At 58.0% G+C, this 14,892-nt stretch carries 14 protein-coding genes; 11 read left to right on the top strand and 3 right to left on the bottom strand.

Annotated elements, in window-relative coordinates; genetic code table 11:
* Window positions 1-23: 23 nt before the first annotated feature.
* Window positions 24-722: a 6-carboxytetrahydropterin synthase gene (locus tag P5540_00700; protein ID HRT63316.1), complete on the top strand. Its 699-nt coding sequence runs from the start codon at window positions 24-26 to the stop codon at window positions 720-722.
* Entirely contained in the window at window positions 712-1,149 is a 438-nt protein-coding gene (queF, locus tag P5540_00695) for a preQ(1) synthase (GenBank protein HRT63315.1), read from the top strand. Before P5540_00700 ends, queF begins: the two co-directional genes overlap by 11 nt.
* Window positions 1,150-1,230: 81 nt before the next feature.
* Here the strand turns inward: queF and P5540_00690 are convergent, their stop codons facing one another.
* Window positions 1,231-1,536: an antibiotic biosynthesis monooxygenase gene (locus P5540_00690; GenBank protein ID HRT63314.1), complete on the bottom strand. Its 306-nt coding sequence runs from the start codon at window positions 1,534-1,536 to the stop codon at window positions 1,231-1,233.
* Window positions 1,537-1,675: 139 nt separating this feature from the next.
* Between P5540_00690 and P5540_00685 the strand changes: the two genes are divergently transcribed.
* The 4 genes from P5540_00685 (at window position 1,676) to P5540_00670 (ending at window position 5,576) form a co-directional block, all read left to right on the top strand.
* The gene (locus tag P5540_00685) at window positions 1,676-2,212 is read left to right on the top strand and encodes a nitroreductase family protein (GenBank protein HRT63313.1); all 537 of its coding nucleotides are present in this window, start codon (window positions 1,676-1,678) and stop codon (window positions 2,210-2,212) included.
* 77 nt (window positions 2,213-2,289) lie between these two features.
* The gene (locus tag P5540_00680) at window positions 2,290-3,504 is read left to right on the top strand and encodes an aminotransferase class I/II-fold pyridoxal phosphate-dependent enzyme (GenBank protein ID HRT63312.1); all 1,215 of its coding nucleotides are present in this window, start codon (window positions 2,290-2,292) and stop codon (window positions 3,502-3,504) included.
* A gap of 6 nt (window positions 3,505-3,510) precedes the next feature.
* Complete coding sequence (locus tag P5540_00675) at window positions 3,511-4,146, top strand: HAD family hydrolase (GenBank protein HRT63311.1); 636 nt, start codon at window positions 3,511-3,513, stop codon at window positions 4,144-4,146.
* Complete coding sequence (locus P5540_00670) at window positions 4,143-5,576, top strand: amino acid permease (GenBank protein HRT63310.1); 1,434 nt, start codon at window positions 4,143-4,145, stop codon at window positions 5,574-5,576. The genes P5540_00675 and P5540_00670 overlap by 4 nt, the downstream gene beginning before the upstream one ends.
* 36 nt (window positions 5,577-5,612) lie before the next feature.
* Here the strand turns inward: P5540_00670 and P5540_00665 are convergent, their stop codons facing one another.
* Together P5540_00665 and P5540_00660 are read right to left on the bottom strand one after the other, a co-directional pair.
* Complete coding sequence (locus tag P5540_00665) at window positions 5,613-6,761, bottom strand: Gfo/Idh/MocA family oxidoreductase (GenBank protein HRT63309.1); 1,149 nt, start codon at window positions 6,759-6,761, stop codon at window positions 5,613-5,615.
* An 82-nt stretch (window positions 6,762-6,843) separates the two neighbouring features.
* On the bottom strand, window positions 6,844-7,677 hold the full coding sequence (locus tag P5540_00660; GenBank protein ID HRT63308.1) for a DUF998 domain-containing protein: 834 nt from the start codon (window positions 7,675-7,677) through the stop codon (window positions 6,844-6,846).
* A gap of 285 nt (window positions 7,678-7,962) precedes the next feature.
* Here P5540_00660 and alaS point away from each other — a divergent pair, with 285 nt between their 5' ends.
* From alaS to P5540_00635, 5 genes are all read left to right on the top strand, one after another.
* A complete protein-coding gene (alaS, locus tag P5540_00655) occupies window positions 7,963-10,602 on the top strand; it encodes an alanine--tRNA ligase (protein ID HRT63307.1) in 2,640 nt (879 codons plus the stop codon).
* 167 nt (window positions 10,603-10,769) lie between these two features.
* Window positions 10,770-11,204: a Holliday junction resolvase RuvX gene (ruvX, locus tag P5540_00650; GenBank protein HRT63306.1), complete on the top strand. Its 435-nt coding sequence runs from the start codon at window positions 10,770-10,772 to the stop codon at window positions 11,202-11,204.
* A complete protein-coding gene (gene mltG / locus P5540_00645; GenBank protein HRT63305.1) occupies window positions 11,201-12,310 on the top strand; it encodes an endolytic transglycosylase MltG in 1,110 nt (369 codons plus the stop codon). Before ruvX ends, mltG begins: the two co-directional genes overlap by 4 nt.
* A gap of 418 nt (window positions 12,311-12,728) precedes the next feature.
* Window positions 12,729-13,424 carry a glycosyltransferase family 2 protein gene (locus P5540_00640; protein ID HRT63304.1) on the top strand — a complete coding sequence of 232 codons (696 nt, stop codon included), beginning with the start codon at window positions 12,729-12,731 and terminating at the stop codon, window positions 13,422-13,424.
* 58 nt (window positions 13,425-13,482) lie between these two features.
* Window positions 13,483-14,886 carry a radical SAM protein gene (locus tag P5540_00635; protein HRT63303.1) on the top strand — a complete coding sequence of 468 codons (1,404 nt, stop codon included), beginning with the start codon at window positions 13,483-13,485 and terminating at the stop codon, window positions 14,884-14,886.
* Window positions 14,887-14,892 lie beyond the last annotated feature (6 nt).

The raw sequence follows: 14,892 nt of genomic DNA, 5'->3' as shown, positions 1-14,892 counted from the left end.
GCCATAAGCTTCAAAGGGATAGCATGCACGTAGAATTAGTCAAGCGTTTTCTAGTCGAAGTGGCGCACCGGAACACGTCGAGCCGGGGCGCGGGATCGCGTCTGCATGGCCATACTTTACGTATTGATATCGTTGCGGAAGGCGAAGTGGATTCCGCGATGGGCTGGCTGGTTGATTTCGGCGACATCAAATCGCTTTTCCAGCCGATCATGGCGCAACTGGATCACCGGTATCTAAACGAAATCCCGGGCATGGGCGACGGTTCGTTCGTTGCGGTTGAAGCATGGATTGACGCCCGGTTTCGTCCGTCCCTGCCGTGCCTGAAGGCGGTGCGCGTCTCCACCGTGGGCGAAAATGCGTTTCGGCCCGTATGGTTGGACGCGTCGCCGGATGAACATCTGCCGCGCCGGATTCGGTTCTCGTTCGAGGCGGCCCAACAACTCGCCCATCTTCCCGAAGGCCATCCCTGCCGGCGGCTGCACGGCCATTCGTACCGCGTGGAAGCGGCGGCGGCGAATCTCGAAAGGCTCGAACCCGCATTGCGCGACATTTATGACGTTCTCGACCACCGCTGCCTCAACGATATCGGAGAACTCGGGGAAGCCACCAGCGAGCGCTTGTGCGAGTGGATCTGGAACCGCCTGGCGCAATCGGTGGACGATTTGCAATGTGTTGTGGTGCAGGAAACGGAAACATCGAGGTGCATTTATCATGGACACTAAGCCCGCCCCCCAGGAGCAATTCAAGGCACTGGACCGGACCCTGCCGTTTGACGGTCCCGAAGCGATCGACCCGGGCGTGCTCGAATGTTTCGAGTACGAATACGCCGACAGCCGCATCGGGCAAAGCGCCGAGATCGTAACCACGACAGACGAATTCACGAGCGTATGCCCGTTTTCCGGCCTGCCCGATTTCGCGCGCATTACAATCGTCTACACGCCGGACCGCCTTTGCATCGAACTGCGATCGCTCAAGTATTACCTCATGTCGTACCGGAATGTGGGCATCTGGTACGAGCACCTCGTGAATCGGATGCTCGGCGATCTGGTGAATGCCTGCAAGCCGCGCAAGATGAAAGTCATCGTCGCCTGCCATCCGCGCGGCGGACTCGCCAGCACGGTCACCGCGGAATACACGAAAGGCGATTGAAGCGATTGGCAGGGACGATTTAGACCTGCCGACACCCTATGCCGCCGCCGTCCGTCTTCGGCCTTCAACCTACCGCCGGCTTCACCACTCGGAATCTCCGGGATCGCAGTTGCGGTAAAGGCCGCGGGTGCGGGGTTCGGCGAACATATCCTTGACGATCTCGGCCCATTTATTGTAATGGGCGGTTTCCTTGTGCGCCGCGACGGCCGCCTCGGTGCGATACGCCTCGACGAGCATGAAACGGGTTGGATCTTCGATCGACTGGATGAAATCGAAGCGGGCCACGCCAGGCTCATTGCGGCTCGCGCGGGCGTTGTCGCGCGTCGCCTCGATGAAGGCGTCCACGCATTCGGGCTTGATTTGAATATTCACCACCAGGATGTGCATCGGTTTTCTCTCCCAATTGCGGATTTTTACGGGTTTATTGTAGCCACGCATCCGAACCGCAGCAAATCAGATTATCATGGGTAGGCACGTTTTCGCTATAATCGGATTATGGGTATCCAGGAAACGGGATTTTTACGGCATGGATTTCTTTGACACGATTGCACACCGACACAGCTATCGCGGCGGGTTTCGTGACATTCCAATTCCGCGCGAGGATCTGAAGCGGATTGTCGAGGCGGGACTGCTGGCGCCGTCGGCCAAGAACGCGCAAACGACGACCTTCGTGATTGTGGACGATCCGGCGAAAGTGGCCGCGATCGCCGCCATGCCCTACAACAAGGCCATGACCACGGCCAAGGCATACATCGTTTGTTGCGTGGACCGAAATCCCTGCGCCGTTTATGAAGGCATCTCCTTCCAAATCGAGGATTGCGCGGCGGCGGTCGAGAACATGCTGCTGGCCATTACCGCGCTCGGATACGCCACAGTATGGGTGGACGGCTGGCTGCGCATCGAAAATCACGCCGAAATCGTGGCCGGGTTGCTGGGTGTTCCGGAAAACAAACAGGTGCGCGTCATCCTGCCCATCGGCGTGCCGGAAAAGGAAGTCGTTTCGCGAGTTGTAAAGAAACCTTTCGAGGAACGGGCATGGTTCAATAGTTATGGCCACGCCTGAATGCGCCATTTGCCCGAATGGGGCAAGAAGGGTGTAAATCAGGTAACAGGTTCAATCACGAAGTAAAGGACGGAATTATGAAGTCATCCCGCAAGGGCAGCGATCCAATGGTGAAAGCGGGCTTTTCGACCCGGTGCATTCATGCCGGCGAGGACCGGTTCCGGTATGCCGACTCAATCACGACGCCGATCGTGCAGACCTCGACGTACGCGTTCAAGGACAGCCAGGACATCGAGGCGTACACGAAGCACGGCAAGGCGCGTTTCGAGTACGGCCGTTACGGCAATCCGACGGAGCAGGTCGCGGCGCGGCGGCTGGCAGCCCTCTGCGGCGCGGAGGACTGCGTGGTCTTCAGTTCGGGCATGAGCGCGATCATCACGACCATTCTCGCGTTGATCCGCACCGGCGACAACATCGTGATCACCGACGACGCCTACAAAAAGACGCTCGAATTCTGCGCAAGTTATCTCCAGCGTTTCGGCGTGGGTTGCTCGGTGGTGCCGTTCGGGGATTACGACGCGCTGGAACGCGCCATTGACAAGCGCACCCGATTCATCTTCTCCGAATCGCCGACGAATCCGTATCTCAACATCTGCGATCTGCACCGCATGGTGGCGATCGCGCGCAAACACAAGGTGTTGACGCTGCTGGACAGCACGTTCAGCACGCCGATGAACCAGCGAACGCTCGATTTCGGCGTGGATCTCGATCTGCACAGTTGCACGAAGTATCTTGCCGGACACAACGACATCCTCGCGGGCGCCGTGCTCGGCCGCAAGGAACTGATCGAGGAAATCCGCGCCATGCACAAGGCCATCGGCGGCGTAATAGATCCTCACTGCTGTTACCTGCTCCTGCGCGGCCTGAAGACGTTTCCGCTGCGCATGGCGCGGCACAACGCCACGGGCATGGCAATCGCCCGATTTCTTGAAAACCATCCATGCGTCAAGCGCGTGTACTATCCCGGCCTTGAAAGCCATCCCCATTACAACATCGCGCGCGAGCAAATGGCGGGATTCGGCGGGGTCGTCACGTTCGACATCAAGGGTGGACTGAAAGAGGCCAAGCGTTTTCTCGACAGCCTGAATCTCTGTTATATCGCGCCGAGTCTCGGCGGCGTCGAAACGCTCATCACCCATCCCGCAACGGTCAGTTACTATGATTCTACGCGTAAGCAGCGCTACGAACTGGGCATTACCGACACCCTGCTGCGCCTGGCCGTCGGAATCGAGGAGGCCGACGACATCATTGCGGACCTCGATCAGGCGCTGCGCAAAAGCCGGCGCGGCTGATTGCCGATGGAGCACGTACTGCTGTTCGACTTCGATGGGGTCATTGCGGATTCCCTCGAAATCTACCACGCGGCCTATACCGCCGTCTGCACTGAAATGGGCTACAAGCGCATCAATTCGCGCGAAGTGTTTCTGAAAATGCTGGAAGGCAATCCGTTCCGGCAACTGCTGTGGTCCGGATTTCCGCTGTTTCGCCTCCGGCGCATTGCGCACACATTCGAGCCGCGCATTCGCGAGGCGCAACAGCGCATCCGGCCCTTCGAGACAATGCCCGCGATCGTCACGGATCTGGCCGGGAAATTCCCCCTCTACATCGTCACATCGAACACCAGCGACGCCGTCGAGCAGTTTCTGGAGCGACATGACATCCGGCATGTGCGCGGCGTGCTCGGCTCGGACGTGGATACGAGCAAAACGCGCAAGATCCGGCGTGTGGCGAAATTGCATCCGCACGCACGGCTGCACTTCGTCAGCGACACCAAGGGCGATCTGCTTGAAGCACGACGCGCCAAGGCCGATCCCATCGCCGTCCTCTGGGGATATCATGCGGCGGAGACCCTGGCGCAGGCCAAACCGTCTTTTCTGGCCGAATCGCCCGCTCAATTGCGGGCGCATCTATGGGAACTGGAATCGGGCGCATGAACCAATCATCCAGCCGAACGCACGCAAGCGGGCTTCTCCCGCGCTTGGGGCTTTTCACGGCGGTCATGATTGTCATGGGCAACATGATCGGTTCGGGGATTTTCAAAAAGAGCGCTGTCATGGCCGACGCGGTGCAGTCGCCGGGGCTGCTGTTGGCGTGCTGGCTGGGCGCAGGCCTTATTTCGCTCATGGGCGCGCTGAGCAACGCGGAACTGGCCGGCATGATCGCGGATCCGGGCGGACAGTACGCGTTCTTCAAGAGGATTTACGGGCGTCTATTCTCCTACATGTTCGGCTGGGCGGGATTTGTCGTGATCCAGTCCGCGTCGGTCGGCTCGATTGCCTATGTGTTCGGCATGTCGGCCAACGCGCTGCACGCCTTTCCACGACTCGATCCATCATGGGAATCCATATCCGTTTTTGGCCTGTTTCACCCCTTCGACAATATTGGCGTCAAGGGTTTCACTATTGCGACGTTGTTCGTCCTGACATCGATCAATTACTTCGGCGTACTCTTCGGCGGGATCGTCGCAAACATTTCGACCACGTTGAAATTGCTCGGCATCGCGATAATTGTGCTGGCCGGTTTATGGTGGCCGGACGGCTCGTACCGGCATTTGACACCGATGCTGGTCGATCCGGCGGCGGAATACTCGGCCTCGCTTGGATTGTTCGGAGCGATGTTCATCGCGATGCGCGGCGCGTTTTGGGCCTACGACGGATGGAACAACGTGATGTTTCTAGGCGGAGAGGTGCGCAATCCCAAAAGGACCATTCCGCTGGCGCTTGCGATCGGCGTGGCCGGCGTCGTCACCGTGTACACATTGGTCAATGTGGCCTATCTGCACGTCATGCCCATTGCCGAAATGCGCGCCTACGCCGGGGATGAAAACGCCATCCTCGGCGTCGAAATTATGCGGAAGGCCTTTGGAGGGAACGCGGCCCTGTTTGTGGCGGTTGTGATTCTTGTTTCGACATTCGGCGCGACAAACTGCCAGTTGCTGCCCCCTTCGCGGATGTATTTCGCGATGGCCCGCGACAGGCTTTTTTTCAAATCCGCCGCGGCATGCCATCCCCGCTTTCGCACGCCGTCGGTGTCTTTATGGATGCAATGGGGATGGACATCGCTGCTCATCCTGACCGGCACATTCGATCAACTAACCGACATGGTCATTTTCGCCTCGTTCATTTTCTACAGCGCGAGCGCGTTGGGAGTCGTTATCCTACGCAGAATCCATAGAGACGCGCCGCGAACCTATCGCGTACACGGTTATCCGTATCTACCCGTGGCTTTTGCCGCGTTCTGTCTTGTGCTGGTAATCGTGACCGTCATTGAAATGCCGGGAGAGTCCCTGTTCGGCTTGGGGCTGATCCTTTCAGGACTTCCCTTTTATTGGCGCTGGAACCGGAAACATCCGGCGGAACGATGAGCGTTTGGCTGGACGTCCTGCTTTAGAAGTGTGCCCTTACAACTCCGGGACGCATGTCCAGGCGCGAGTCCGGCGGCTTTCGAGGGCGGCTTCCATCACGGCTTGCGTTCGGGCGCCGTCGAGAATATCGGGTTGCGCCGGACGATCCTCCGCCACGCATGAAATGAAATTGTGAATGCAATGAACATGAAAGCGTTCCCAACCGATTGTATTTTTGGGACCGGGCAATGACGCCGGTTTCGGGTAGCGCGCCACGCACTCGATGAACTTGAAGCCGCGGTCCGCGCCGTAGGTCCCTTCCGGCAGCGTGCCATCGTAATATTCGAGATAATTCGGCTGCATGAGATTGAAACGAATTGCGCCTTGGCTGCCATGCGCTTCGAACCGGATTTCGTCCTGAACGCCCATCGCCATGCGCGAAGCCTCCAGCGTTCCGACCGCGCCGTTGGCCAAACGAAACAACAGGAGCGAAACGTCGTCTACCTCCACACGTCCCTTGCGCAACGGATCGCTCTTGATCGGGCGTTCCGCAATGAAAGTCTCCGCGAGTTCCTGCACTTCGGTGAATTCGCCGAGCAGGTGGCGCGTCATGTCTATGACGTGCGAGCCGAGATCGAACAGCGCACCGCCGCGACCGCTCTTGTCCTTTTCAAGCCGCCATGTGATGGGCCGATCCGGACTGACGTATCCCGCATGCAGATAACACACGCGCGCGGAATAGAGACGGCCAAGAGCGCCGGATTCGACCAGTTCTTTCGCGCGGAGAATGGCGGGAATGAAGCGGTAGTTGAACGTCATCTGCGTGATGCATTCGGGATGCGCCTTCGCGCAAGCGGCCATTTCGCGCGCCTCATCGAGGCTCAGGCAAAGCGGCTTGTCCATGTATACGTGCTTGCCATGTTCAAGTGCGGCCAACAGTACGTCGCGATGCAGATGGTTCGGCGCGCAGCAGTCAATGATGTCTATGTCGTCGCGCTTGCAAAGGTCGCGGAAGTCTGTCGTGCCGAATCCGTAACCCCATTCCCCCACTGCGCGCCGCCAGCTCGCCTCGGTATTCGTGGCCACGCCCGCCAACACTACCTTCGCCGGAGGCGGATCGTAATAGAACGGAAGCGAACGGTACGCGTGACCGTGCACCTTGCCCATGAACCCATGGCCCACCATCCCCACACGCAATGTTTTCATCCGTGGTATCCCTCCGTTTGAAAACGTAGCATGATGTGGGGCTCGTGCTCAAGACTGCCATGCGTGGATTACAGAATGGTTCCTAGCCGCGGACGTTTTCGGCGTCTTCTTCCAGGCCCGTTTGGATGTCTCCTGAAAGTTCCGGCTGCCCGGTTCGATGCGGCAACGCGATCGTAAACCAGATGACGTAGATCGTAAGGGCCCAAATGGCCAGATGTTCCAGCAGGGGAAAATGGCGGAATCCGCTCAGGGCGGCATCCATCGCCGCCGCCGCCTCGCGTGCCGATGCATTGGCGGCCGCTTGCAGCGCCGCATGGATGGACTCCCATTGGATGCGTGTGGCCGCGATGATGAACACGGGCGAGCACGCCAGGTAAGGACCGGCGAATCGCAGGTACGAGGTCTTCCCGGCCGCGACCAATCGCCTTTCCGAGAACATGTCCTTCAGCAGGAGCAATCCATGCCAGAGAAAACCGATCACGAAGGCGGCCCCCATCGTGCCCGCCACGCCGCCATGAACATGCCTCAAATCCCAGACGCCGAATACCGTCCCGCGCGCATACGGGAACAAGCCTGTCAAAATGAGCCCCACGCAGCCGGCGAGGAAGAAAAATGCCCCTATCGAAGCGCCCCATCTGGAAATGGCGGCAAAGCGGCGATAAACATAAATCATGACCGGAATCATAACCAATCCGCAGTAAATCATGGCCACGGAAAACACCCAAAACCAGTTGGGATTGTGTCGTGCGTCATAACTGCCCAACGCGCTCAGCATGTGGGATGTGATTGAAAACGCGCGTTCCCCCGAATAACCCAGCCAAGCGCAAAAGACAAGTCCCCAATACACTACGGCCAGTACGGTCAAATGCCAACGAATCTCTTGTGGCGCATGGCGTCCTGACAGTATTCGCCTCATCCTGTTCATATAATTTTGACTTTTGATATGAATATTCGGTTTCAACGGCGTGCCCGCATAGAGTCGTTTGAGTGCTGACAACCGAGAAAAAAGGTGCAGGCCGAGCCTTGGATTTGATACATTTTTCACTATCTGTCCACAAAGGTCTGGTTTTGCGAACGGAATCGCGCATTTCGTGCGATTGTGTTCGTTATGGACGAGTAGACCGTTTTTCTAAATGTGCGCGCGAAATAGAAACGCGCGCTGTTGTGAAGCGGAATCTCACGCAGCAATGGAGATTGATCGGTGAAGAGTGACGAAATTCGCGCCAGTTATCTTGAATTCTTTCGAGAACGAGGTCATGTAATCGAACGGAGCGACACGATTGTGCCGTCGAACGACCCTACGCTGTTGTTTTCGAGCGCTGGAATGGTTCAATTCAAGCCCTATTACACGGGCGAAGTCCCCGTGCCGTACCGGCGGGCGGCCACGTCGCAGAAATGTCTGCGCGCGGGCGGCAAAGCCAATGACCTCGACGAGGTCGGAAAGACCTCGCGCCACCTGACGTTCTTCGAAATGTTGGGCAATTTTTCGTTTGGCGATTATTTCAAACGCGAGGCGATTGCATGGGCGTGGGAATACTCGACACAAATCCTAAAACTTGCTCCGGATCGCATTTGGGTGTCGGTGTATGAGGAAGACGATGAAGCGTTCGGCATCTGGGAGAAAGAAGTCGGCATACCGTCCCATAAGATCATTCGCCTTGGAAAGAAGGACAACTTCTGGGGGCCGGCGGGCGACACGGGCGCGTGCGGACCCTGCTCCGAACTCCATATTGACCGCGGCGCGGAACTCGGTTGCGGCCGGCCGGATTGCGCGCCGGGCTGCGAACACTGCGAACGTTTCCTCGAATTCTGGAACCTTGTCTTTCCCCAATATGACCAGCAATTGGACGGTTCGCGTCCGCCGCTGAAGAATCGCGGCATAGACACGGGCATGGGACTCGAACGGGTGGCGGCGTTGTTGCAGAAAAAAGAAACCGTGTTCGATACCGACGGCATTTACCCAATTATCGAGGCAACGCAGGCGCTCTGCAAGGTGAAGTATGAATCAAATCCCGTGCCGTTCCGTGTCATCGCGGATCATGCACGCGCGTTGTCGTTCATGATTGCGGACGGCGTGCTGCCCTCGAACGAGGGGCGAGGTTACGTAGAGCGGCGGCTATTGCGCCGGGCAGCACGGTTTGGACGCGAACTCGGTTTTGAAAAACCATTCTTGCATGAAGTTACAAAAACCGTCGTCGAACGCATGGGACATCATTACCAAGAATTGATCGAGAAGCGGCTTCAAATCGAAAAGATCATCCTGACGGAAGAAGAACGCTTCGCGGGCACGCTGGCGCGCGGCATGGACCGCCTCGAAGAAGTGTTCGAGAGCATGAAAAAAGCCGGCGACAAAACGGTGCCGGGAGCAGAGTTGTTCCGCCTGCACGACACGTTTGGTTTTCCGCTCGATCTCGCGACGGATATCGCCGTGGATCGCGGTTTTGCCGTGGATCGTGAAGGATTCGATACGGCCATGGCCAAACAGCGCGAGCAGGCGCGCACCGCGTGGGCGGGCAGCGGCGAAGAGGCCCTCGCGCCGATTTATCGCGTCGTTGCCGATGAAGAAGGGCCGACCGAGTTCGTTGGGTATGAAACGCTTCAATGTCCTGCGCGCATTGTCGCCATTATTCAGAACGGAAAACGTATCGAGTCGCTTGAGGAAGGCGCCGAAGGCGAAATCGTGCTTGACACGACGCCTTTTTATGCCGAGTCCGGCGGGCAGATCGGCGATACGGGAACGATTGAGACCGCCGACGGTTCCGCGCATGTTTCGATTACAAAAGCCCCCCTTAAAAAGGTGACGCTGCATGGGGTGCGCGTCAATCGCGGCATTCTCAGACAGGGCGATACGGTGTCTGCATGCGTGGATGCCGGGAAACGCCGCGCCACCGAAAATCATCATACCGCAACGCATCTCCTGCAAGCAGCCTTGCAGGACGTGTTGGGCGATCACGTGCACCAGGCCGGTTCCCTCGTTACGCCGGAGCGCCTTCGCTTCGATTTCACGCATTTCGAGGCCATCGGTCCCGAACGCCTCTACGACATCGAACGGCTCGCCAACGCCTACATCCGAACCGATACACCCGTGAACATTTCATACAAACCCATTGCCGAGGCGCGTCAAGCGGGCGCGATGGCGCTTTTTGGCGAAAAGTACGAAGACATTGTTCGGGTGGTGCAGATCGGCGACATCAGCATGGAACTCTGCGGCGGTTGCCATGTTCGCCAAACAGGAGTCATCGGCTACCTTAAGATCTTGAGCGAATCGTCCATTGCGGCGGGCGTGCGTCGCATCGAGGCCGTTTGCGGCGAACCCGCGGTGGAAATGATACAGGCACGCGATCGGCAGTTGGCGCACAGCGCGCACCTGCTGAACGCACCCTTGGATGAACTGCATGCTCGCATTCAGGCGATGCTTGAGGAAAACAAACGTCTTACACGCGAGGTGGCAAAATGGAAACAGGCGGCGGTAAGCGGCGCGGCGGTTGATTACATGTCGCGGGTGCGTGAAGTGAAGGGCATCAAGGTGCTTGCGTCCGAGGTCGAGGGCCAAGACGCCGCCGGATTGCGCATGGCGCTCGACAACCTGCGCGACAAACTTGGCAGCGGCGTGGTCGTGCTTGGCAGCGCGGTTGAGAATAAGGTTTTCCTGTGCGTGGGTGTGACGAAGGATCTGACGGCGCGCGTCAAAGCCGGCGAGATCATCAAGAACCTTGCGCCGATCGTGGGCGGCGGCGGCGGCGGCAAGCCCGATATGGCCCAAGCCGGCGGAAAGCACCCCGAGAAACTGCCGGAAGCCATCGGGAAGGCCGTGGATATCGTAGATGGACTGCTTGGCTGAGCGGTGCGACATAAACACGAAGGACACGCAGAAATCTTTATCGCACGGAAGAACATTCCGACGGCCACTTTGTCCATGAGGTCCGCAAGATCCACGGAACTGGCCTTTGCGAGTTTGAAAATGCCTGTTCAGCGCCTTTGTGCTCTTCGTGCTGAGAGAGAATGATTATGGTTGGCCGAATACTGGGCTTGGATGTCGGCGACGTTCGAATCGGCGTTGCGGTCAGCGATCCGCTGGGAATCATCGCGCAACCGCATTCGGTCGTCAAGTGCTCCGGACTCAAGAATGATATCGCGGCGGTTGCCGGACTGGTCATGGAAACCGAAGCCGTCCGCGTGGTCGTGGGCCTGCCCCTGAACCAGGAAGGCAAGACGGGCCCCCAAGCCGAGAAGGTGCTCACGTTCATCGAGCAACTACGCGCGGCGGTCGACGTCGAAATCGTAACACAGGACGAGCGGTTCTCGACGGCGGCGGCGCAACGGATGCTGATTCAGGCGAATGTCAGCCGGAAAGGCCGAAAACAGGTGATTGACAAGATTGCCGCGCACCATATCCTGCAGACCTATCTGGACCGGCAACGCAACAAGAGAACCGGCGAATGAGCGATTCCGCACGCGAGACCCGCAAGAGGCGTCTTGCATGGGGTTGTGCATTCAAATTGGTTGCACTCGCCATCGGTTTGATTCTGGTGGCCGGGGTCTCCATGGTGCTGGCCGGATTACTGGCCTATCAACATGCCACACGACCGGGTGTGCCGGGAGAACCGATCAAACTGACCATACCGGACGGTGTAACGGGCCGTGAAGCCGGGCGCATGCTGGCCGAAAAGGGTCTTATCGAGCACGAGTTGTTTTTTCGGATTGCTCTCCGCGCGGATCGTGTGCGCAAACCCGTCAAGCACGGGTGGTACACTCTCCCGCGCGGACTCTCGGCGCTCGATTTGCTGCACATTTTGCAAAAAGGTTCCAACCGGCCCCCGGATCCCTCGGAAGTTCCGCCCGAGTTGCGCGTCACCATACCCGAGGGGCTTAGCATTGAACAGGCATCAAAATTGTTCGGCAATCCGGCGGCTTTCGTGGAAGCGGCCTCCGATCCAAAACTTATTGCTCGAATCGGCATCAAAGCCACCACACTCGAAGGCTTTCTCCTGCCCAATACCTATTATTTCGACAGGAAGCCCACGGAACGCGAAGTCGTCGAACGGATGATTGCGGAATTTGAAAAACAATATGCTTCATTGATAGCACAGTCTCCACCACCTGAAGGATTCGACAAGCTGGCCATTGTAACGATTGCGTCCCTGATCGAGGAGGAAGCGCGCGTCCCGGAAGAACGGCCCAGCGTTGCGGCGGTCATCTACAACCGACTTCAAAAAAACATGCCGCTTCAGTTCGACTCGACGCTCCAGTTTGCACTAAAAAAATACGGCCAGCGCCTCCTGTACGAGGATCTGGAAACCGATTCGCCGTACAACACCTACAAGCACACCGGCCTCCCGCCCGGTCCGATTTCGAGTCCCGGCACGGCCGCCCTGAAGGCGGCTTTGCGCCCGGCCCGGGCGGATTTTCTCTATTTCGTCTCGAACGCCGACGGACAGACGCATACCTTCAGCGCAACCGAAGCCGAACATCTCAAGGCCGTCGCCCGTTTTCGCAAGGAGATCGCGCCGCAGAGAAAAAAACAGGACACCGGCGAAAACCCGCAGTAAATACAGCCGAAGTCAATGGAAACGATACTGCCGGTATATTCCGGCCCCCGCAAGCAACAGGACGAGTCCCGCAACCGTCCAGATGTTCGACACGGGCATCGCACCCGGTTGAACCGTCAACCGGAGCGGCTCGCTTTTCACCAGCAAACGACGAGACTTGCCATCCCCAGCATTTTTGCCACTGCCGCCATTCAACCCTCTCCTTTCGGCCACGAAAGCCTCATCAAACCACAGTCGCCACGAAAAAGCAAGGAAACGGAGCAATTGGGTCCAATCGCTCTTTGCCACCCGAATCGGCCCTGCAAGCCGATAACCCCGACGTCCACAAGTTGGAAAGTGTTTGTGGTTTTGATGATGTCGTGTATAATCTTTTTTACCTTGGCAGGTTTGGCCGCATTTCCTACACATCAGGGACAGCATGAGCAAAGAAGAAGCACGCAAGCCGCGAATATCGGTCGTTATCGCCGCTCAGAACGAAGCGGAAAACATCGGCGATGTCATCGTGGCGTGCCAGCGCCACGCGGACGAGGTGGTGGTGGTTGACGGGCATTCGACGGACGATACGAAAGGCGTCGCATCCCGTCTGGGCTGCGTGGTGCTGTCGGATCACAACCGGGGAAAAGGCGACGCCATCCGCGTGGGCATCGAGGCGGCCAGCGGGGACATACTGGTCTTCATGGACGCGGACGGTTCGCACGATGCAAACGATATCCCCCGGTTGATTGAACCTATCGTGAAAGGCGAGGCGGACCACGTGGCGGGAAGCCGCCTTTTGGGCGGTTCGAGCGAATTGCACGGCGGTTTTGATGAATTTTTCCGTCTGGCAGGAAGTTCCTTTATTACGGCCTTCATCAATTGGCGTTTTGGGGTTCGCCTGAGCGAAAGCCAAAACGGATTTCGCGCCATCCGCGCCGATGTGGCGCGCAAACTGGATTTGCGCGAAAATATCGCCTCCATTGAGCAGGAAATGATTATCAAGACGTTACGGCGCGGTTATCGGATGGCCGAAGTTCCCGCGCACGAATACCGCCGAAAATTTGGATCTTCCCATATCAAACTTTGGAAGGTCTCATTCCGATTTGTCTACACACTCATAAAGTATTGTTATTTATGATGTTTCCTGCGCCGGAATACAGGACGGGCGCGCACGCCCGCGATTCGGAAGGCCAGCCGTGATCGCCGCAGGAGAACGATTGAACAACATCCGCGCGATCTTGGTCAATCCGCCGGGCGAACAGCCGCAAACGCGCGAGGGGCGTTGCACGCAAAGCGGAGGCATCTGGCGCACCACATGGCCGCCGCTGACGCTGGCTTATTTGGGGGCGCTGCTTCGGCAGGCAGGCGCAACCGTTCGGATAATTGATTGCGCCGTCTGCTGCACAAGTCTTCAGGAATTGCTCGTCGAGGTCAAGGCATTTCGGCCCGATATCGCGATATGGCCGGTCGGCAATGTAACACCCGAATTGGATCTGGGCGTTGCAACAGCCTTGCGAACGGTGATTCCAAGCACGCGAACAGCGATCATCGGAACCTTTCCGGCGGCGCTGCCGGAAGACTGTTTCAACAGGCAGCCTGACTTGGACGCCATCTTCCTGGGAGAACCGGAAGATTGCATTGTAGAGGCGGCGCACGCTCTGGTCCATTCAGTTCCCCGCCCGGACATGCCGGGCGTCTGGTTCCGAAAAAACCCTCGTCCTACATCAACCTTGGTGCGGACGGACCTCAGTGCATTGCCTTTTCCGGATTGGGGTCTCGTGGGGGCTCTTCAATACCGGTTGCCCCTGTCGGGACGGCCTTTTTTAATGGCGGCGCCCAGCCGCGGCTGCCCTTTTGACTGCTCGTTTTGCACGTCGGCGGCCTATCATGGCAAACGAGTCCGAAAACGGGATCCGGTTCATTTCGTGGACGAACTCGATCGAAACACCCGCGATTACGGTGTACGTGATTTCTTTTTCTGGTCAGACACCTTTACCGTTGACCGCAACCAAGTTTTGGGTATTTGCGAGGAACTGCTTCGCCGCCGACTGAAAATTCGGTGGACGTGCAACAGCCGAGGGGACACCTTGGACGCGGATCTTGCCCGAATGATGCGCCGGGCGGGATGCTGGATGGTCAGCTTCGGAGTCGAATCCGGCGATCAAGGCATCCTGGATCGTTCCGGAAAAAGAATAAGCATCGAAAAAATCCGCAGCGCGATAGAAATGACGGGACGTTCGGGCATACAGACTTCGGGCCATTTCGTGCTGGGTTTGCCCGGCGAAACGGCCCGGACGGCACGTGCAACGATAACGATGGCCCATGCGCTTCCGCTCGATTGGATACAATTCTATGGGGCGGCGCCATGGCCAGGATCGCGGCTGTTCGCGGATGCCGTTTCACAAGGCTTGTTGACGGTTGACGATGTCTGGAAAGGAATCAGCCAAACCCATGTCCGGCACAGTCTTTGCGAATTGAGTCCGGAGGAACTGAACGGGTTGCTTGCCGAAGCAAATGGCATGATGTACCGAAGGGCAAGGACGTGGTGGGCGGCTTTGCGCCAGGCGCGTCCGTCCGGCCTATTGAGACTGTTGCGATGAGAGGCC

It is taken from the genome of Candidatus Hydrogenedentota bacterium, from assembly GCA_035450225.1.
GTDB lineage: Bacteria > Hydrogenedentota > Hydrogenedentia > Hydrogenedentales > SLHB01 > DSVR01.
The sequence above is the reverse complement of the archived record's forward strand: the minus strand, read 5'-3'. Positions and strand labels throughout refer to the sequence as shown.